Here is a 20,837-nt window from a genome sequence, read left to right as displayed (position 1 = left end):
TTTAAACTAATTTTAATAAAATAAAAAAACAATTCCAACCTTTTTGATAAAATAATACTCTATATAAAGAAACTATCTTTTATGAAACAAAAATTACTACTTCTATTCTTGCTTTATTCTTTATCCGCTTTGAGTCAAAATTATTACAACGACTGGGAAAAAGTTGTTAAATATGAAAATCTTGGCAAAATAAAATCTGCAAACAAAGATGTTGAGGCAATTTATAAAAAAGCAAAGCTAATTAATAACGAAGCTCAAATTATAAAATGTTTTTTTTATAAATCTAAGTACTCACAAATCCTTGACGAAAATGCTCAACTAAAAATTTTGTATAATTTAAATGAAGAAATTAAATCTTCATCAATACCTTCAAAGGCCATTTTAAATTATATTTATGCTAAATGCTTGGATAAATATGTTAAAAAACATACATATAAATTATATGATAGGACAAAAATTAATAGTACTTCAAGGGGAGATTTTTTGACTTGGACATTTTATGATTTTGAAAATGAAATAAAAGAATCTTATAACAATTCCATCACAAATGAAGCCGTTCTAAAAAACACTCCGCTCAAAAAATACGATGCAATTTTCGACTATATCTCAGAAGAAAAATTCAATTCATTATCATTATATGATTACCTAAATGAACAAAATATTGATTATTTATCTACCAAAATTAACATGTATAATTTTAAAGGATTTTCTAATATTTATATTGAATCAGATGAAAAATTTAAAGCTGCAAATTTCGATACAATTAGTAATATTGATTTAAAATATCTATTACTACTTTTTCAAAATTCAATTTCTGAAGAAAATCAACTTAAAAGAATAAAATTATTTCATAATAATTTGAATTCAACAGATGTTGAATATTTAAAAATACTTAATACCTATCAAAAAAGCAGTAAAGACGAGAAAATTCAACAAGAAATACTACTTAAAAAAAGTGATTATTACAAAAGTCTTGCATCAAAAGAACTTCATCCTGATTATAATAAAAAGGTTGTTTCAATCTTGGACTCTATAATAAATTTTAAAAATAGAACGGGATTAATTAATCAAGCTGAACAAATAAAAAAGGAAATTACAAAGAGTTATTTGAATATGACTCTTTTAAAAAATTGCTATGAGAAAGAAAATATTCGTGCTCAAATTAATTATAAAAATATTGATAACTACAAACTTATATTTTATAAGGTAAATTCTAATTTTGAAGACTCAAACTTATTAAAAGACAGTGTTTATGACAATTTTAAATTAAAAAATAAAATATACAAATCTGTTGACTATTCGTTGAATAATAACAAAGACTATTTTTATTACACAACTGAAGTTTTATTACCTCAACTAGAATTAGGAACCTACATTGTAATTGCTGAAACAACTGGAAATGAAATTTTAATAATGCACAGGAATTTCCAAAAATTACATGTTTCAAATAGTAGTGTTATTGCTCATAGAAAAAATAAAACAATTATCTATCAAGTCCTTAATCGAAAAACAGGGAAACCAATAGAAAATTGCATTATTAAAAACGACGATTTCAATATTAAAACAAATAAGAATGGAATAGCTGAATACAATGATTTAAGAGATGAAAAAAAATATTACAATTATTATAAGGACATAACTATTACCAACAATAATGATACATTGCAAATAGATAAACACTATTTATATGATTTAGACAAATATGCTAATAGTGATAAAAAACAACAATTCGAAGTAAATTTTTATTTGGATAGAGCCATTTATCGTCCCGGTCAAAATGTGTTTTTTAAGGGAATTATAATACAAAAATCAGAAACTGAAAAATCTGTTTTAGCAAATTTATTACTAAAAATTGAAATTAAAGATGTTAACTCTGAGGTAATAAAGACTTTTGAGGTTACTACAAATGAGTTTGGTTCATTTTCAGGAGAATTTGTTTTACCTAAAAATATTCTAACCGGTAATTTTAGAATAAATGCATCAGAACCTGATGATTATGAGGATGATCTTTTATATGATAAAATAAAAGAGGAACATCCAATTTGGGATAATTCTGAATTACTTAATTCATCAATTTCTTTTAAAGTAGAAGAATATAAGAGACCTAAATTTGAAATTATATTTGATGATGTAAAAGAAACCTATATAATAAATCAAGAGATACAATTAAATGGAAACGCAAAATCCTTTTCAGGTAGCTCAATAGCTAATTCAAATGTAAAATATACCATCGAACGAAAAGTTTATGAAAATTGGAATGATTATTATGGATATTCAAATCAAATAATTTATGAATCAGAAACAAAAACTGATAATGATGGAAACTTTAAAATAAATTTTATAGCAAAACCCGATGTATCATATAATAACGATAATGATGTAATTTTTTCTTATCTTGTTAAAGCTACTATTACAGATATTAACGGCGAAACTCAATCAAACAATACCAAAATAAATGTTGGTCAAAAATCATTAATTTTAGAAATTATAGTTCCTGATAAGGTAATAACTTCAGAGAAAAATAAAGTAGTTATTAGCAGTAAAAATTTAAATAATCAATTTATCGCGACCAATGCAGACTTAAAAATTTATTATTTAAAAGAATACTCAAATAAATTTAAAAAAAATGTTTTTGGAATTCCTGAAATTCAAACAATATCTAGTGAAGAATTCAACAGATTGTTTCCTTTTGAAAATACAGAAAAATCATTAACTAATGAGTTAGGAACTTTGACATTTTCAAAAAAAATAAATACTCAAATAAATAACGAGATCGGATTAGATTTTATATCAAAATATAAATCAGGCTATTACAAAATAATTTTATCTACAAAAGACAGATTTAACAATCTAATAGAATCCGAAAAAATATTTGAAATTTTGCAATCAAATGACAGAAAAGCAACAGGAAATGAATTAATTACTTTAAAACAATTAAACGAAAACCCATTAAAAGATGGATTTATAAAAATTAAAATTAATTCAGCTGTACCTGATTTGTATTTAAATTGTGTTGGAATTTATTCAAATTCTTTAATTTTTGAGGAAACAATTTCATTAAAAGACTTTGAATATGAAATCAAAATTCCACTTGAAAAAAAATTTAAAAATGAGATTTTAATTGCGTTTGAAACCATTTTTGAAAACCAATATTTTAAATTTGAACGAAGCATTGAACTTGTGGATGTGTTACCAGAAATTTCAATTGAAACAGAAACATTCAGAAATAAAATTGAGCCAAACTCAAAAGAAAATTGGTTATTTTCAATCAAAGAAGATGGTAAAAATATTCCTTTAGAAGTTTTAGCATCCATGTATGATAGTTCATTAGATAAATTTGCAATAAAAAATTGGAATAGTTTAAATTCAAAATTATATTCAAATAACAACTATTATGGTAAAAATGCACTTGGATTCGAAAAAGTAGACATAACATTCTACATCAATAATACATTGATTTCTCCAATATATTATCCTAAAAACAATAAAACAAGTTTAATTTGGTTTGGATTTGATTTTAATAACTCGGAAAACTCAATTACAAAAGAGGAATATAATAAACAAATAACTAAAAAAGCTAAAAAACCAAAAAATTCAAAACTTATATCCGGAATTATTTCTGATGATTCTGGACCATTACCGGGTGCAAATATTGTTATAAAGAACACAATTAGACACGTAAATTCTGATGTTGATGGATATTTTGAAATTGAAGCTAAAGAGGGAGAAACTATGATAATCTCATTTTCTGGATATGAATCAACAACATTTCCAATTACTAAAAATATAAATAATGAAATCAGTATTCAGTTAATTGAAAATATTAAGAAGATTGATGAAGTAGTAGTTGGATCATTCGGAAGAAAAATTCAAACAAAAAAATTAGCTTACTCTTCTCAGAAAGTTGAAAAAGAAGAACTAGAAGTTGCTGCTCCAACAAGCGCTGTTACTGCTTTAGCTGGTAAAGTTTCAGGTTTAAATATTATCACAAAAAATAACGGTACTAATCCTTCAACGAGTATTGTATTAAGAGGTTATAAATCAATAAGTGAAGAAAATAATGTTCTGTTAGTTATTGATGGAATAATAAAAGAATCAAACTTTTTAAATACTTTAAACGCTGATGAAATCATAGATGTAAAAGTCTTAAAAGGTAGTAATGCTGTTCAATTATATGGAAGTCAAGGAAAAAATGGCGCACTAATTATAACAACAAAAAAAGGACTTCAACAGTTGATGCAAGTTGAAACTAGAACAAACTTATCTGAAACTGCATTCTTTTTCCCACATTTAAAAACTAATGACAATGGAACTGTAAGTGTTAATTTTTCTTCACCTGAAGCACTGACTCAATGGAAATTTAGATTATTTGCACACACAAAAAAAGGTAATTCAAATTATTTACAAAAAACGGTAATAACTCAAAAAGAAATTATGGTAGTCCCAAACATGCCTAGGTTTTTTAGAGAAAAAGATACTATAATAATTTCAGCAAAAATTAGTAATATGACAAAAAGCACAAAAACAGGCATTACTAGTTTACAGTTTTTTGACGCTACCACAATGAAATCAATTGATGTAAGTTTACTCAATAAAAATTTAATAAAAAATTACACAATCAACGCTTTTGGTAGTACAAATATTAATTGGAAAATCTTCATACCTGAGGGATTGCAAGGCATCCAATACAAGATTGTTGCCAAAGCTGGAAATTACTCAGATGGCGAAGAAAATATATTACCTGTATTAACTAACAATTTATTAGTCACAGAAAGTATTCCAATTTGGGTTAGAGAAAATTCCAAAAAAGAATATCTGTTTGAGAATTTAAAAAATAACACTTCCTCTTCACTTCGCAATCATCAATTTACTTTGGAATACACTTCAAATCCAACTTGGATTGCTATTCAATCGTTGCCATATTTGATGGAATATGAACATGAATGTGCGGAACAAACTTTTGCAAAATTTTATGCAAACTCCTTAGCTACTGAAATAATTAATAGTAATCCAAAAATTGCAAAACTATTTGAAGATTGGAAAGCCAAAGGCAAATTAACCTCCAATTTAGAACAAAATGAAGAATTAAAATCGATGATTTTAGCAGAAACACCTTGGTTAAAAGATGCGGAAAGTGAGGAAGAAAAGAAAAACAAGTTGGCTTTATTGTTCGATTTAGAAAATATGAAAAACACTCAAGATGCCACTTTTGAAAAACTTAAAAACAAACAAAATCCATCTGGTGGTTTTGTTTGGTTTGATGGAGGAACAGAAAATGAATATATCACTCGTCATATTTTAGCAGGTTTAGGACACTTGAAAAAGTTAAAAGCTAATAACATTAAAATTGATGAAAAAATAAATGAAGTTGTTAAAAAAGGAGTTTCATTTATTGATACCAAATTTTTAGAGAGCCATAAAAAAGTTGTTGATAATCAAAAGAAAAAAACGAAATTTAATTGGACAAATCCTTATTCTAATTTACACTATTTGTATACTAGAAGTTTTTATTTAGAAGATTATCCACTTTCAGACACTTTAAAAACTGCAACAAAAAAATATTTGGATGCCACAATAGAAAATTGGTTGAATTATTCGCTATACGAGAAAGGTTTGGCTGCTTTAACCTTAAATAGATTTGGAGAAAAAGCAACTGCCAAAATGATTTTAGAAAGTTTAAAAGAAACTTCTTCTAACAATGAAGATTGGGGAATGTATTGGATAGAAAACAAATCGGGTTGGTATTGGTATCAAGCGCCAATTGAAACACAAGCCTTATTGATTGAAGCCTTTTCTGAAATTGACAACGACAACAAATCGGTTGATGCTATGAAAGTTTGGCTTTTGAAAAACAAACAAACTAAAAATTGGCCCACTACAAAATCTACAACCGAAGCTATTTATGCATTAATGATGAAAGGAACCGATTGGTTGAGTGTGAAAGATAATACAATTATCAAAATAGGTGATGAAAAAATAATGACTAAAAAACTTTCTGAAAAGGAAAAAGAAGCCGAAACTGGTTACATAAAAACAACTTGGAAAGCAGAGGAAATAAAACCAGAAATGGCATCTATTTCAATTGAAAACAAATCTAAAGTTCCTAGTTTTGGTGGTGTGTATTGGCAATATTTTGAAGATTTAGATAAGATTAAAACTAATGTTGGTGGAAATTTGTCTACTTCTAAAGAATTGTATTTAAAGAAAACTACCAACAAAGGCGAGGAATTACAAAAAATAAATTCAAATAATCCTCTGAAAATAGGAGATTTGGTAACAGTTCGATTGATAATAGTTACTAAAGAAGATATGGAATATATTCATTTAAAAGACATGAGAGCTTCTTGCTTTGAACCAACAAATGTGATATCTGAATACAAATGGAAAGATGGCTTAGGGTTCTATATGTGTACCAAAGATGCTTCCACTCATTTCTTTTTTGACAAAATAAACAAAGGAACTTATATTTTGGAATATGACATTAGAGTTAACAATATGGGTAATTTTTCAAACGGAATTACTACTATTGAAAGCATGTACGCTCCAGAATTCAAAAGTCATTCTAAAGGAATAAGAGTTAATGTAAAAGAATAACATTTATTCAATACAATTACTATTTAGCCCTGATTGCAGAGAAAATAAAAATGCCTTGATAGTTTCAAGGCATTTTTATTGTAACGTAAAGCAGGAATATGGACACCTAGTATTCCCGTGCCATTCGCTCACAAATAACAGGATGAAATTCCTACGGAATGACAAAATGATGCATAAAAAAACTCCGAACTAATTACTTAATTCGGAGTTGAAATTTTATTGATTTTCCTTCGACTGCGCTCGGGATGACAAAATGTTTTTATTTTACCAAAGTCATTTCGTCAACAATGTGTTTTGCACCTGAGAAATTTTCGATAACCCAAAGAACATAACGAATATCTACGTTAATTGTTCTTTGTAATTTGTTGTCAAAAATTACGTCACCTGCCATTGCTTCGATGTTTCCGTCGAATGCAAGACCGATTAATTCTCCTTTTCCGTTAAGAACTGGTGAACCTGAGTTTCCTCCTGTAATATCATTGTCTGTTAAGAAATTCACGTGAAGCGAACCGTCTTTATCAGCATAACGACCGAAATCTTTGTTTTTATTCATTTCTAAAACACGTGCTGGTAAATCAAATTCTTGATCTCCTTTTTTGTATTTTTTAACTTGTCCTGCAAGTGTTGTATAGTTGTTTACAACAGCATCATTTCTTTTGTCAGCAGGAAGTGAACGAACTTTTCCATATGTTAAACGTAGAGTAGAGTTAGCATCTGGATATTTAATTGCTCCAATTTTAGATTCTCTTAAACCTTCTACCAATAAACGGAATGAAGCAGCATAATCGTTTTGAGCTTTAGCTAATTCATCTGTTCTTTTTCCGAAATGAGTAACCATATCATTTGATAAAGCATATAAAGGATCGTTTGTAAGCATAGCTTCACTTGGCAAATCTAAGAAAGCTTTAATTCTATCAACAGAAGTAAGAATACTTAAATCGAAAGCCGCATTTACATATTTAGCAAAATCATTGTTGTTAGCATCACCTATTTGTTTTACCATCGGCGCAATTTCATAACCTGTTGATTTAGTTGCGTATGTTCTCAATTGAGCAGCAAGAATATCTTTCTCTGCAGGAATGTGTAATTCTTTGAACATTTCTGTTGCCATCTCAATAATTTGAGGTGCCATTGTTGCTCGTTTAGCAGCATCAGCTTTTACATAACCGTCTAATTGTCTTCCTAAACTTCTTCCGATTGTTCCAAAAGAGGATGTTCTGAATAATTGTTGTAAGTAGTTATCATGACGTGATTTTTCATTCGTCATAGCATAATACTTATTAATAGTTGAAACTACATTTCCGTATTTCGCTTTATTGGCTGGTTTATTAGCCCATTTATCAAACTTAGCTTCTTGTGCTGCTTTAGATTTTGCTGTTCCAAATTTAGACAAAGCATCAATCATTCCTTGACGGTTTTTCCAATAATTAGCTGTTGAAGCATATTTTGAAGCATATACAAGATTCAAAGCATCACTTTGATTCATGTATTTTTTCATTCCATCCATTCCAGTTTTTGCTCCTTCAACCCATGCCGGATAAGCAAATTTTACATTTTGCTCAATTCCAGCTGCTGGCATCCAACGGTTCGTTCTTCCAGGATATCCAAGAATCATAGCAAAGTCATTTTCTTTAACTCCACCTAAATTAACAGGTAAGTAATGTTTTGGTTTTAATGGAACATTATTTTCAGAATATTCTGCTGGAGAACCATCAGCGTTTGCATAAACTCTAAACATTGAGAAATCTGCTGTGTGACGTGGCCATTCCCAGTTGTCTGTATCACCACCAAATTTTCCTAAACTTTCTGGAGGAGTTCCAACTAAACGAACGTCTTTATAATCTTGGTAAACAAAATAGTAGTATTCATTCCCTTGAAAAAATGGACGAACAGAAACTGTATATTTTCCGCCTTCGTTGTTTTCTTTTTCAATTTTAGCAATTTCAGCATTAATCGCTTTTTCTCTATCAGCTTCACTCATAGAAGGATTTACAACTGCTAAAATTCTTTTTGTACAATCATCCATTCTAACAAAGAAACGAACATACAAACTAGATGGTTTAATTTCTGCTTTTCTATCTGCAGCCCAATAACCATCTTTTAAATAATTTTTTTCAGCTGTCGATAATTCTGCAATAGCATCATAACCGCAGTGGTGATTTGTTAATACTAAACCATCTTTAGAGATGATTTCAGCAGTACAACCTCCATTGAATTGTACGATAGCATCTTTCAAACTATGATTGTTGATGCTGTAAATTTCTTCGGCTGTCAATTGCAAGCCCATTTTTTGCATATCGCGGTGATTTAAACGTTCGATGAACATTAAAAACCACATTCCTTCGTCAGCTTTAACACTTGTTGGAACAAGCATAATGGCAGCAATTAAGGATAATAAAATTTTCTTCATAATTGAAAATATAAAAAGGTTAATTGTTTGTTAGCTAATAGTCTATTTAAAATGTAATTTGTTACACTTTAAATTGAATATTGCAAAATTTTAGTGTTGCGAAATTACGATTTTTTGAGGATTATTTAAATTTTATGGTTGAAAACCTTAATTAATAAGTTAATTTTAACTTTACTTTAGGAAATTAAAACACAAAAAAAGCCTCGAAAATATCGAAGCTTTACTTTATTTTAAATTATCTTACAAACCATGACTGTTTTCTGGTTTATCGTCTTCTACATTTAGCATTTCCCAAAGTTTGTCTTTTAATTCTGTCAAACCTTGTTGTGCAACTGATGAAATAAACATGTAAGGAATTCCGAGTTTAGATTTATCCAAATGTTGCTTCATTTCAGCTTTTAATTCATCATCGAGCATATCGCATTTTGAGATTACTAAAAGTCTATCTTTATCTAACATTTCTGGATTATAACGACGTAACTCGTCTAATAGAATTTCATATTCTTTTTTGATATCGTCAGCATCAGCTGGAACTAAAAACAATAGTGTTGAATTTCTTTCAATATGACGCAAGAAATAATGCCCTAATCCTTTTCCTTCGGCTGCACCTTCAATAATTCCAGGAATATCTGCAATTACAAACGATTGAAATTCTCTATAAGCAACAATTCCTAAATTAGGTTTTAATGTTGTAAACGGATAATCTGCAATTTTAGGTTTAGCAGAAGTTAAAACTGAAAGTAATGTTGATTTTCCTGCATTTGGAAAACCTACTAAACCAACATCGGCAAGAACTTTTAATTCAAGAATAACATCCAATTCAGTTGATGGCATTCCGGGTTGCGAATATCTTGGTGTTTGATTAGTTGAACTTCTAAAATGCCAATTTCCTAAACCTCCTTTTCCTCCTTGAGCTAGAATTCGTTCTTCGCCGTGTTCTGTAATTTCAAAAAGTATTTCTCCTGTTTCAATATCTTTTACAACAGTTCCAAGTGGCACTTCAACGTATTTATCCTCTCCATCGTGACCTGTACTTCTTGAACTTCCTCCATCGCCACCATGACCAGCTCGCATGTGTTTTACAAATTTCAAATGGAATAATGTCCAAAGATTTTTGTTTCCTTTTATATAAACGTGTCCACCACGACCACCATCACCACCATCTGGACCGCCTTTTTCAATAAATTTTTCTCTATGTAAATGCGTAGAACCTTTTCCTCCTTTTCCGGAAGTAACATATATTTTTACGTAGTCTACAAAATTTCCTTCTGTCATTGTTTTTTGTTTAAAGTTTAAGGTTTAAAAGTTTAAAGTTGTTTAACTAAACTTCTAACTAAAACTATTATTTATGTAAATGGTTTGCAATCTAGCCCTGATTGTAGAGAAAATCTTTTTTGTAAAAAAAGATTGTAACGAAAAGCAGGATTATGGTTTGCTAAAATGCCCGAGCCATTCGCTCCTAATTATCTTTAATATTTGTTACAAGAACTTTGTCAATTTTAACGCCATCCATATCTAACACTTCAAATTCTAGTTTGTTCCAAATTAGTTTTTGTCCTTGTTTTGGAATGATTCCTAATTCGGTTACAATTAATCCGCTTACGGTTGTTACATCGTAATCGCCAATTAGATCGTCCATATCGAAATAAGTTAGGAAATCGTGCAACGAATAATGTCCGTCAACTAACCAACTTCCGTCTTCGCGAGCAACGATCTTAAATTCATCTTCATAGAAATCGGCAGCATCACCAACTAGTGCTTCTAGAATATCATTTAAGGTAATAATTCCTTGGAAAACTCCGTGTTCATCAGTTACTAATGCATAATGAACTTTAGATATTTTAAAATTTTCCAAGGCTTTGTATGCCGATGTATGTTCGATAAAGTAAACTGGTTCTTTAGTGATTTTCTTCAAGTCGAAATCGCCTCCTTTTTCAAAACTTACAAATAAATCTTTTAGAAGAACAATTCCTTCAACATCGTCAAGATTGTCTTCGCAAACTGGATAGAATGAGTGCAATTCATCAAGAACTTTGTCTTTTATTTCTTGAACAGAATCTTCGTAAGACAAATAAACAATAGAATTTCTATGTGTCATCAACGAATTTACTTTTCTATCGCCAATGTGAAAAACTCGTTCCACAATATCGTGTTCGATTTCTTGAATTTCTCCGCCTTCAGTACCTTCTTTTATAATTGCTTTAATTTCTTCTTCGGTCACTTTTCCGTCGGCAGTTGGTTTTATTTGCAATACTTTCAGTAAAAAATCTGTTGACGTTGTCAGTAACCAAATAAAAGGCATAGTAACTTTAGAAACAATTTTCATTGGAACGGCAACGGCTTTTGCAATTGATTCTGGATAATTTAATCCGATTCGCTTTGGTAATAATTCTCCTAAAACTAATGAGAAAAAAGTTAAAGTTACTACTACAATTCCAACAGCAATTGAATTGGCATAAGGTTTTAATGTTTCAAATGATGCTACAAAATTTTGAACATCAGTTGTAATTTTATCACCTGAATAAATACCGGTAAGAATTCCGATTAATGTGATTCCAATTTGAACTGTTGATAAAAATTCGTTTGGTGAATTTGCCAAATCTAAAGCCGCTTTAGCATTGGCATTTCCTTTTTTTGCAGCGGTTTCTAATCTGTTTTTACGTGCCGAAATTAATGCGATTTCTGACATTGAAAAAACACCATTTAAAATGATTAGAAAAAGTATTATTAAAATTTCCATAGTTTAAAATTACAAAAAAAGAGCATAAATCCCTATTATCGGAAATAGCTCCTTTTGTGAGTGCAAATATCTGAAAAAAAATTGAATGCCCGAAATTTATCTCCAAGCCAATTCTTTAGACTATAATTTATCGAAAATTTGATTCAATCGTTCGTTAACTTCTAAGATGGTTCCGATACCATTTACAGCATGAAATTTTCCTTGAGATTTGTAATAATCCATCAAAGGTGCTGTTTTTTGATTGTATTCGTCGTAACGATTTCTGATTTTCTCTTCGTCTTGATCGTCTGGTCGTCCTGATGTTTTTCCTCTTTCTAACAAACGAGCTACAAGAATATTATCATCTGCTTCAAGTGCAACCGTTGCTGTAATGCTTTGTTCTTTAGACTCCAAAAAGTTATCTAAAGCTTCTGCTTGCGCTAAAGTTCTTGGGAAACCATCAAATAAAAATCCTGCAGAATGTGGGTTTTTATCTACTTCGCTTTGCAACATTTTGATAGTTACTTCATCTGGAACTAAATCGCCTTTATCCATAAATGTTTTGGCTAATTTTCCTAAATCAGTATCATTTTTGATGTTGAATCTAAAAATATCTCCTGTTGAAAGATGCGTTAAATTGTATTTTTCTTTTAAAAATTCAGCTTGTGTGCCTTTTCCTGCACCTGGTTTTCCGAAAAGAACGATGTTGATCATTTTTAATTTTTAGTTTAAAATTGTTTAATGTTGTTTAAAAGTTTAAAGTTTTTGACCTAAAACTATTGTGCTAGTTGGTATACGTCTGCTAGGTTTCTTCCTAATCCGTCGTAGTCTAAACCATATCCAACGATGAATTTATTTGGAATTCTAATACCTACATAATCGATTTTAATATCTTTTTTATATGCTTCTGGTTTGAAAAATAAAGTTGCAATTTTTAAATGCTTTACTCCTTTTTCTTTAAAAATTGCTTTCAATTCTTCAATTGTATTTCCTGTATCAACAATATCTTCAACAATTACAACAGTTCTTCCTTCAAGGTTTTCATTGATTCCGATTAGTTGTTTAACGTCGTTTGTAGATTGTGTTCCTTCATACGAAGCCATTTTCATAAAACTCACTTCACACATTCCTCTATAATGCTTCATCAAATCGGACATTACCATAAATGACCCATTCAAAATCCCAACAAAAACTGGAACTTCTTCAAAAAAATCGTCGTCCATTTGTTTGGCCATATTTGCAATTGCAAAATCAATTTCTTCTGAAGAAATAAATGGCTCGAAAGTTTTATCGTGAAGATGTATCATTTGTGTTGTTTTAAAAAATAAAGGAGCAAATTTACGAACTAATAACTATTTAATAACAAGTATTTTGACTTTTTTGCTAATTTAATATAGTGAAGTCGTTTGAGCTTTTTCAATTCGCTACAAAATTGTATTTTCGCTTCAATCAAAAAAGTTCAAACAACTTCATTTACAAAATGAATTCAGAATATTACAATCAAATCGCTAAAAGCACTGCCCATCGAAAAAGCAGAGATGATAATAAAGATTTCATCTTTGCCTATCCAGATTATTTAAAGTGTTTATTAGAAATTGCATTTAATATTAAGGATAAAAATCATCATAAAGCGTGTTGGATTTTAGAATTGATATGTGAAGAAAAAATGGATTTATTTTTACCTTTTTTAGAAGATTTTTGCGAAACGTTACCTCATTATAAAAATGATTCGGCTATTCGTTCGATTTCTAAAATTTGTTTATTTCTGTACAATTCAAAAAAATATACTCTGACAGAAAATCAAGAAGAAAAGATAATTGAAACTTGTTTGGATTGGTTGATTGAATCCAACAAAGCAGCAAATGCAGCATATACCATGCGAACATTATACAACCTTGGCAAAAAACACACTTGGGTAAATGAGGAATTAAAAGTGTTACTTCAAAGAGATTGTAGTCACCAAACTCCTGCTTATAAATCGGCGGTGAAAGATATTTTGAAACGATTAAAATAATTTTCAAATGTTTATCTTTGCGCAAACACAACTAAAATGACTCGAGCGAAGCGACTGCATGAGACCATTAAAAACAATAACTACGACGTAATGAATTATTTCTCATCCGATTTTAAATTAGGAATTCTCGGTGGCGGACAATTAGGCAAAATGCTTTTGACCGAAACTAGAAAATTCGATATACAAACTTTGGTTTTAGAACCAAGCGAAGAAGCGCCAGCAAGATACAGTTGCAATGCTTTTTACAAAGGAAGTTTGATGGATTATGACACCGTTTATCAATTTGGAAAAATGGTGAATTTGTTAACCATCGAAATCGAAAACGTAAACCTTGATGCTTTAGATACATTAGAATCAGAAGGATTACCTATATTTCCATCACCAAAAACATTGCGTTTGATTCAAAATAAAGGTCGTCAAAAAGATTTTTATGTTGAAAATAATATTCCAACTTCACCTCATCAACGCTTTGTAGATTTGAATGATTTGAGAAAATCGTTAGAAAAAGACGAATTAGAATTTCCTTTTGTTTGGAAATGTGCCCAATTTGGTTATGATGGGAATGGTGTAAAAATAGTTCGTTCTACAATAGATTTAATCAATTTGCCCGAAGTGGAATGCATTGCAGAGCAAATGGTTCCGTTTAAAAATGAGTTGGCAGTTATTGTGGCGCGCTCTGTTTCTGGCGAAGTCAAAACCTATCCTGTGGTGGAAATGGAATTCCATCCAGAAGCCAATCAAGTAGAATATGTAATTTGTCCTGCACGAATTGACGAAAAAGTGGCTAAAAAAGCTACTGAAATTGCATTAAAAGTTTCAGAAGCTTTTGATCATGTTGGATTATTAGCGGTCGAAATGTTTCAAACAGAGAACGATGAAATTTTCGTAAACGAAGTCGCGCCAAGACCACACAATTCTGGACATTACTCGATAGAAGCGAGTTATACTTCGCAATTTGAAAATCATTTACGTGCCATTTTAGATTTACCTTTAGGAACTACAGATAGTAAAGTTGCCGGAATTATGGTAAATTTGGTCGGTGAAGAAGGATTTTCAGGTCAAGTAGTTTATGAAAATATTGAAAAAATCATGGCGATTGATGGTGTTACTCCTCACATTTACGGTAAAAGAGAAACAAGACCTTTCCGAAAAATGGGACACGTTACGATCGTAAATGAAAATATGGTTGAAGCGCGAAAAATTGCGGAAGAAGTTAAGAATTCAATTAGAGTGATTAGTCAAATTAACTAAACACAAATTTCACGAATTAGCACAAATTAAATCTGTGTTAATTTGTGAAATCTGTGGTCAAAAAAAATAAATCATGAGCAAAGTAGCCATCATAATGGGAAGCATTTCGGATATGCCGGTAATGCAAGAAGCCATCGACATCTTAAAAGGATTTGACATCGAAACTGAGGTTGATATCGTTTCGGCACACAGAACACCTGAAAAATTATTTGATTTTAGTAAAAATGCTCATACTCGCGGAATTTCAGTAATTATTGCTGGTGCTGGTGGTGCGGCTCATTTACCTGGAATGGTTGCATCCATGTCGCCATTGCCTGTAATTGGTGTTCCAGTAAAATCGAGTAATTCTATCGATGGTTGGGATTCTGTTTTGTCTATTTTGCAAATGCCTGGTGGCGTTCCTGTTGCAACTGTAGCACTAAACGGTGCAAAAAATGCCGGAATTCTTGCTGCACAAATCATCGGAAGTCATGATAAATGTGTATTAGACAAAATCATTTTCTACAAAGAAAGTTTGAAAGAAGCTGTGAATAAAGCCGCATCTGAATTGAAAAAATAAAACTATACTAATTTAAACCCTGACAGAGTTCAAAACTCTGACAGGGTTAATCGTAATATAAAAATGAAAACACTTACCTCAACATTCAACACCAAACACAACACCGCACCTTTTTCGCAAATAAAACTTGAGGATTACAAACCTGCTTTTATCGAAAATATCGCGCAAGCAAAAGCCGAAATTGATGCCATAATTAAAAATTCTGAAGCTCCAACATTTGAAAATACTATTGTTGCTTTAGATTTTTCTGGTGAAAATTTAGATAGATTGTCATCGATTTTCTTCAATTTGAATTCGGCAGAAACTTGTGACGAAATGCAAAAAATAGCTCAAGAAGTTTCTCCTTTATTGACTGAATTTAGTAATGATATTGCTTTAAATGAAGATTTATTTAAACGAGTTAAAGCCGTTTACGATCAAAAAGACAATTTGACTTTAACTACAGAACAAGCCACTTTACTAGATAAAAAATTCAAAGGATTTTCAAGAAATGGAGCTTTATTGAATGAAGAAGACAAATTAAAATTACGTGAAATTGATACCGAATTAGCCAAACTTAAACTGACTTATGGCGAAAATGTTTTGGCTGAAACCAACAACTATCAATTACATATTACAAACGAAGCTGACTTAAAAGGTTTGCCCGATGGTGCTAAAGAAATGGCTGCAAGTTTGGCAAAATCTAAAAATTTAGAAGGTTGGGTTTTCACTTTAGATTTTCCAAGTTATTTACCTTTTGTTACTTATGTTGAAAATCGTGAGTTACGTAAAGAAATCGCCATTGCTGCTGGAAAAAAATCATTTCAAGATAACGAATTTGACAACAAAGAAAACGTAAAACGCATTGTAGAATTACGTCATAAACGTGCTAATTTATTAGGATATAAATCGCATTCTGATTTTGTTTTGGAAGAACGAATGGCTCAAAATCCTGAAAAAGTACTTTCTTTTTTGAATGATTTATTAGAAAAAGCAAAACCAGCTTCCAAAAAAGAATTTGCTCAACTAACTGCTTTCGCAAAAGAATTAGACGGAATTGACCAACTAGAAAAATGGGATGGCGCTTATTATTCTGAAAAATTGAAACAAAAATTATTCAACTTTGATGATGAGATTTTAAAACCATATTTCAAATTGGAAAATGTGCAAAATGGAGCATTTACTATTGCTGAAAAATTATACGGAATCACATTCAAAGAAGTATTTGATATTGATAAATACCACGAAGATGTGCAAACCTTTGAAGTTTTGGATGAAAACAACAATTTAGTTGCGATTTTCTACTCCGATTTTTTCCCAAGAAAAGGAAAACGAAACGGCGCTTGGATGACATCTTATAAATCGCAAGCGGTTAAAAATGGAATCAATGAAAGACCTCACGTTTCTATCGTTTGCAATTTCACACCACCAACAGAAACGAAACCTTCACTCCTAACCTTCAATGAAGTAACAACTTTGTTTCATGAATTTGGTCACGCGTTACACGGAATGTTAGCCAACACGACTTATCCAAGTTTATCTGGAACTTCGGTTTATTGGGATTTTGTGGAATTGCCAAGTCAAGTGATGGAAAACTGGTGTTACGAGCCAGAAGCTTTGGCTTTGTTTGCAAAACATTATGAAACTGGAGAAATCATTCCGCAAGAATATGTAGAAAAAATCAAAGAAAGTGCAAGCTTTTTAGAAGGAATGGCAACTTTACGCCAATTGAGTTTTGGAATATTAGACATGACGTATCATGGAAAATCACAAACTATTGCTGATGTAAAAGCTTTTGAAAAACAAGCTATGGAAGGCACAAGTTTATATCCTGATGTGGAAGAAAATTGTATGAGTACATCGTTCTCACATATTTTTCAAGGCGGTTATTCATCTGGATATTACAGTTACAAATGGGCCGAAGTTTTAGATGCTGATGCGTTTGCTTATTTTCAAGAAAAAGGTATTTTCAATAAAGAAGTGGCTACTAAATTTAAAGATAACGTACTTTCAAAAGGTGGAACAGAATTACCTATGGAATTGTATAAACGTTTTAGAGGTCAAGAACCGAAAGCAGATGCATTGCTGAAACGTGCTGGTTTGATATAAAATTATTTAATTTGAAAAATTTCATTAAAAAACATTTTAAGAAACTACTTCATATTTCAATTATTGGACTAATCCTAATTTTTGGAATTAACTTTTATGTAAAATCTAAAACTAACTCACTAATTTTTTCTTCCGAAAATGATATTCCTACAACAAATGTTGGAATTATATTTGGCGCAGGCATCAATGGAAATAAACCCAGTAAGTATCTAAAAGACCGATTAGACGCAGGAATAAAGTTATTCGAATCTAAAAAAATTAATAAAATTTTACTTTCAGGAGATAACGGAAACGATGCACATGACGAATTAACCGTTATGAAAACTTACTGTTTTGAAAAAGGAATTGATACTACAAAAATCTACATTGATTATGCAGGATTTGATACGTATTCAACAATGTATCGTGCAAAAAATATCTTTAAAATTGATAAGGCAATATTAATTACTCAAGAATATCATTTGAATAGAGCTATATATATTGGAAATAATCTTGGTATAGAATCTATTGGATTTTCTGCAAATGAAGGTGAATACAGAAATTATAATTATGTGTGTTTGAGAGAATATTTTTCAATTTGTAAATCTGTAAGTGACATAATTAGAAATCGAAAACCTCGCTTTTTAGGAACAGAAATCAATATTAATGGAAGTTCAAATTATTCAAAAGACGATAAAAGATAACCGAAGTTTAGCACTTCGGTTTCTTTTTCAAAACAAACTTTCATTTTTTTTTGAAACTTTAAAAACTTTTATATATCTTTGTCCTATCAAAATGAAATAACCATCAAAATGGAATTCAAAGAAGCAAAAAATAAATTCGTTCAAACTTGGGGTGCACTGGGTAGTCAATGGGGAATTAACAAAACCATGGCACAAATTCATGCGCTATTGATGGTTTCTCACGAAGCAGTTTCGATGGAAGACATTATGGAAGAACTACAAATTTCTCGTGGAAATGCTTCTATGAATTTAAGAGCATTAATGGATTGGGGAATAGTTTACAAAGAATACAAAGCTGGTGAACGACGTGAGTTTTTCACAGCTGAAAAAGATTTAGATGAACTAGCCGTAAAAATTTCAAGAGAACGAAGCAAAAGAGAAATCAAACCTGCACTGAAAGTTTTAAAAGAAGTTTCCTCAATAACATCAGACAATACAGCTGAAGAAAAACATTTTGTTGATCAAACATCTAAATTGTATGACTTTGTTCTAAAAGCTGATAATATGCTAGACAAAATGACCGAATACAAAGACAATTGGTTAGCAAAACTAGTTGTTAAAATTATGAAATAAGAGTAAAAAAAATTTAATCAAAACTTTCATTTTTTTCTGAAAGTTTAAAATAATAGATAACCATGAAACAGTTTGCATTTTACCTCAACTTAATTCTTACAATTGTAGCTTTGATAGGAGTATTCATTGATAATGTAATTAACTATGATATTGATAGTGTTGGATTTTTAGTTCTCCTTGGATTTTTTCAGGTTTTCACATCTTTTATTTTAACATTTTATGCTCTTGCAAATAATAGACTACTGCTTATTCTTCTAATAATTTATTGGTTTATTGTAGTCTTATTTTTTAAGTTTTTCATAAAAGACATTTTTTATATGTGTCTTCTCATAGCATTTTACAATTTATATGTAAACTATTGTAGCTTTTCTAATTCTAAATTTAATATTATAAAAGTATGAGCTTCTTAACCGCAGAATGGAACGATTTAGCAATGTTCAACTACAAAATCGATCCGAAAATCTTAGAAAATCATGTTCCGAAAGGTACCGAACTCGACTTATGGAACGGTAAATGTTACATCAGTTTAATTGGATTTATGTTTGAAAACGTAAAAGTTTTAGGTATCAAAGTTCCGTTTCATATAAATTTTGAGGAAGTTAATTTACGATTCTATGTAAAAAGATTTGAAAACGGAATTTGGAAACGAGGCGTTGTTTTCGTGAAAGAAATTGTTCCAAAACATGCTATTTCAATTGTCGCCAATACCTTATATAATGAGCATTATCAAACCATGAAAATGCGACATTCAAGAACTGAAAACGAAACATCAAAATCTTTTAAATACGAATGGTTTAAAGATGCTAAATGGAATTCGATTGCAATGACAACAGAAAAAAATGCTATTCCAATTGAAATAAATTCAGAAGCCGAATTCATCACTGAACATTATTTTGGTTATACCAATTACAATAAAAATAAATCCATTGAATATGCTGTTTCGCATCCAAGGTGGGAACAACTAAAAGTAATTGAATCAAAGATTGATGTTGATTTTGAAAGCATTTACGGCAAGAATTTTAAGTTTTTACAAGAATTAAAACCAACATCTGAATTTCTAGCAATAGGTTCAAAAATCACGATTGAAGGTAAAAAAACGATACGATGAAAACTTTAAGAAGAATAAACAATATTGCATTTTATACTACATTAATTTTATTTACAACAGTATATCTTGGGATGTTAGCACAAATTCCGCTTGGGATTATTCAAGTGATATCTGCAATTATTCTCAGTTATAATGTTTATCTGAAATCAAATTATGCAAAAAAACACCTTACAATATATTGGATTCTTACGCTAACAGAACTCTATTCATTCTATTTAGAACACTATCATTATCAATCAAGTAACGACTATATTGAATTTACTTTAATGGTATTCTTTCCAATGGCAATTGCAATATATTTTTTTATAATTATGAGAAAAATCACAAGCGAATACGAACTTAAAAAAATAAACTTATGAACTTCATTATCCCAAATTGGCTAATCATCACAAGTGGTATTGGTCAAATATTTACTGCTTTGATTTATCCTTACATCCGTCATCAAGTTTTTGATTGGTATAATGATGTAAAACAACTCAAACCTTTAAATCAAGAAATTGCTAAAACTTACGGAAGATATATTCAAGGATTGAACTTTTCTTTTGGATTGATAGCCATTCTATTTACAAATGAATTAAAAGAACAATCAGCATTAGCAGTTGCACTAACTGGATTAATTGCTGCATATTGGGTTGGAAAAGTTGCTACACAAATTGCCTATTATCCAATGTATGACATTCCGAAAAGGAAATTATTTAAAATTGGAAGTTATTTTATGAATACACTTTTTGTTCTTTTTGCTGTTGTGAATACACTACTTTTTATTCATAATTTAATTGGATATTATAAATTGTAAAAT

15 protein-coding genes are annotated in these 20,837 nt (G+C 30.1%); 10 read left to right on the top strand and 5 right to left on the bottom strand.

What is annotated here, in order from left to right; all coding sequences use genetic code 11:
* The first annotated feature begins 81 nt into the window (after positions 1–81).
* On the top strand, positions 82–6,594 hold the full coding sequence (locus tag Q0049_RS11205; protein ID WP_298119730.1) for an MG2 domain-containing protein: 6,513 nt from the start codon (positions 82–84) through the stop codon (positions 6,592–6,594).
* A 259-nt stretch (positions 6,595–6,853) separates the two neighbouring features.
* Here Q0049_RS11205 and Q0049_RS11200 read toward each other — a convergent pair whose 3' ends face one another.
* From Q0049_RS11200 to hpt, 5 genes are all read right to left on the bottom strand, one after another.
* Complete coding sequence (locus Q0049_RS11200; RefSeq protein WP_298119728.1) at positions 6,854–9,004, bottom strand: S46 family peptidase; 2,151 nt, start codon at positions 9,002–9,004, stop codon at positions 6,854–6,856.
* Between the two features lie 240 nt (positions 9,005–9,244).
* On the bottom strand, positions 9,245–10,279 hold the full coding sequence (gene obgE, locus Q0049_RS11195) for a GTPase ObgE (RefSeq protein WP_298119726.1): 1,035 nt from the start codon (positions 10,277–10,279) through the stop codon (positions 9,245–9,247).
* A gap of 184 nt (positions 10,280–10,463) precedes the next feature.
* Positions 10,464–11,744, bottom strand: a complete 1,281-nt coding sequence (locus tag Q0049_RS11190) for a hemolysin family protein (protein WP_298119724.1) — start codon at positions 11,742–11,744, stop codon at positions 10,464–10,466.
* Positions 11,745–11,864: 120 nt separating this feature from the next.
* Positions 11,865–12,437 carry an adenylate kinase gene (locus Q0049_RS11185; protein WP_298119723.1) on the bottom strand — a complete coding sequence of 191 codons (573 nt, stop codon included), beginning with the start codon at positions 12,435–12,437 and terminating at the stop codon, positions 11,865–11,867.
* A gap of 62 nt (positions 12,438–12,499) precedes the next feature.
* Entirely contained in the window at positions 12,500–13,030 is a 531-nt protein-coding gene (gene hpt / locus Q0049_RS11180; protein ID WP_298119722.1) for a hypoxanthine phosphoribosyltransferase, read from the bottom strand.
* 173 nt (positions 13,031–13,203) lie between these two features.
* Between hpt and Q0049_RS11175 the strand changes: the two genes are divergently transcribed.
* From Q0049_RS11175 to Q0049_RS11135, 9 genes are all read left to right on the top strand, one after another.
* A complete protein-coding gene (locus Q0049_RS11175) occupies positions 13,204–13,737 on the top strand; it encodes a hypothetical protein (protein ID WP_298119721.1) in 534 nt (177 codons plus the stop codon).
* A 90-nt stretch (positions 13,738–13,827) separates the two neighbouring features.
* Positions 13,828–14,988, top strand: a complete 1,161-nt coding sequence (locus Q0049_RS11170) for a 5-(carboxyamino)imidazole ribonucleotide synthase (protein WP_298119719.1) — start codon at positions 13,828–13,830, stop codon at positions 14,986–14,988.
* A 73-nt stretch (positions 14,989–15,061) separates the two neighbouring features.
* Positions 15,062–15,547 (top strand): 5-(carboxyamino)imidazole ribonucleotide mutase, encoded by a 486-nt coding sequence (purE, locus tag Q0049_RS11165; protein ID WP_298119717.1) that lies wholly within the window; start codon positions 15,062–15,064, stop codon positions 15,545–15,547.
* Between the two features lie 63 nt (positions 15,548–15,610).
* Positions 15,611–17,635 carry a M3 family metallopeptidase gene (locus Q0049_RS11160; RefSeq protein ID WP_298119716.1) on the top strand — a complete coding sequence of 675 codons (2,025 nt, stop codon included), beginning with the start codon at positions 15,611–15,613 and terminating at the stop codon, positions 17,633–17,635.
* An 11-nt stretch (positions 17,636–17,646) separates the two neighbouring features.
* The gene (locus Q0049_RS11155; RefSeq protein ID WP_298119714.1) at positions 17,647–18,318 is read left to right on the top strand and encodes an ElyC/SanA/YdcF family protein; all 672 of its coding nucleotides are present in this window, start codon (positions 17,647–17,649) and stop codon (positions 18,316–18,318) included.
* A 108-nt stretch (positions 18,319–18,426) separates the two neighbouring features.
* On the top strand, positions 18,427–18,930 hold the full coding sequence (locus tag Q0049_RS11150; RefSeq protein ID WP_298119712.1) for a MarR family transcriptional regulator: 504 nt from the start codon (positions 18,427–18,429) through the stop codon (positions 18,928–18,930).
* Positions 18,931–19,327: 397 nt separating this feature from the next.
* Positions 19,328–20,038 (top strand): DUF2071 domain-containing protein, encoded by a 711-nt coding sequence (locus tag Q0049_RS11145; protein ID WP_298119711.1) that lies wholly within the window; start codon positions 19,328–19,330, stop codon positions 20,036–20,038.
* Entirely contained in the window at positions 20,035–20,397 is a 363-nt protein-coding gene (locus tag Q0049_RS11140; RefSeq protein WP_298119709.1) for a hypothetical protein, read from the top strand. Before Q0049_RS11145 ends, Q0049_RS11140 begins: the two co-directional genes overlap by 4 nt.
* Positions 20,394–20,834 carry a hypothetical protein gene (locus Q0049_RS11135; RefSeq protein WP_298119707.1) on the top strand — a complete coding sequence of 147 codons (441 nt, stop codon included), beginning with the start codon at positions 20,394–20,396 and terminating at the stop codon, positions 20,832–20,834. The genes Q0049_RS11140 and Q0049_RS11135 overlap by 4 nt, the downstream gene beginning before the upstream one ends.
* The last annotated feature ends 3 nt before the right edge of the window (positions 20,835–20,837 follow it).

The organism is Flavobacterium sp., from assembly GCF_027484205.1.
GTDB lineage: Bacteria > Bacteroidota > Bacteroidia > Flavobacteriales > Flavobacteriaceae > Flavobacterium.
Note: the sequence above shows the minus strand (reverse complement) of the source record. Positions and strands in the feature narration are given on the sequence as shown.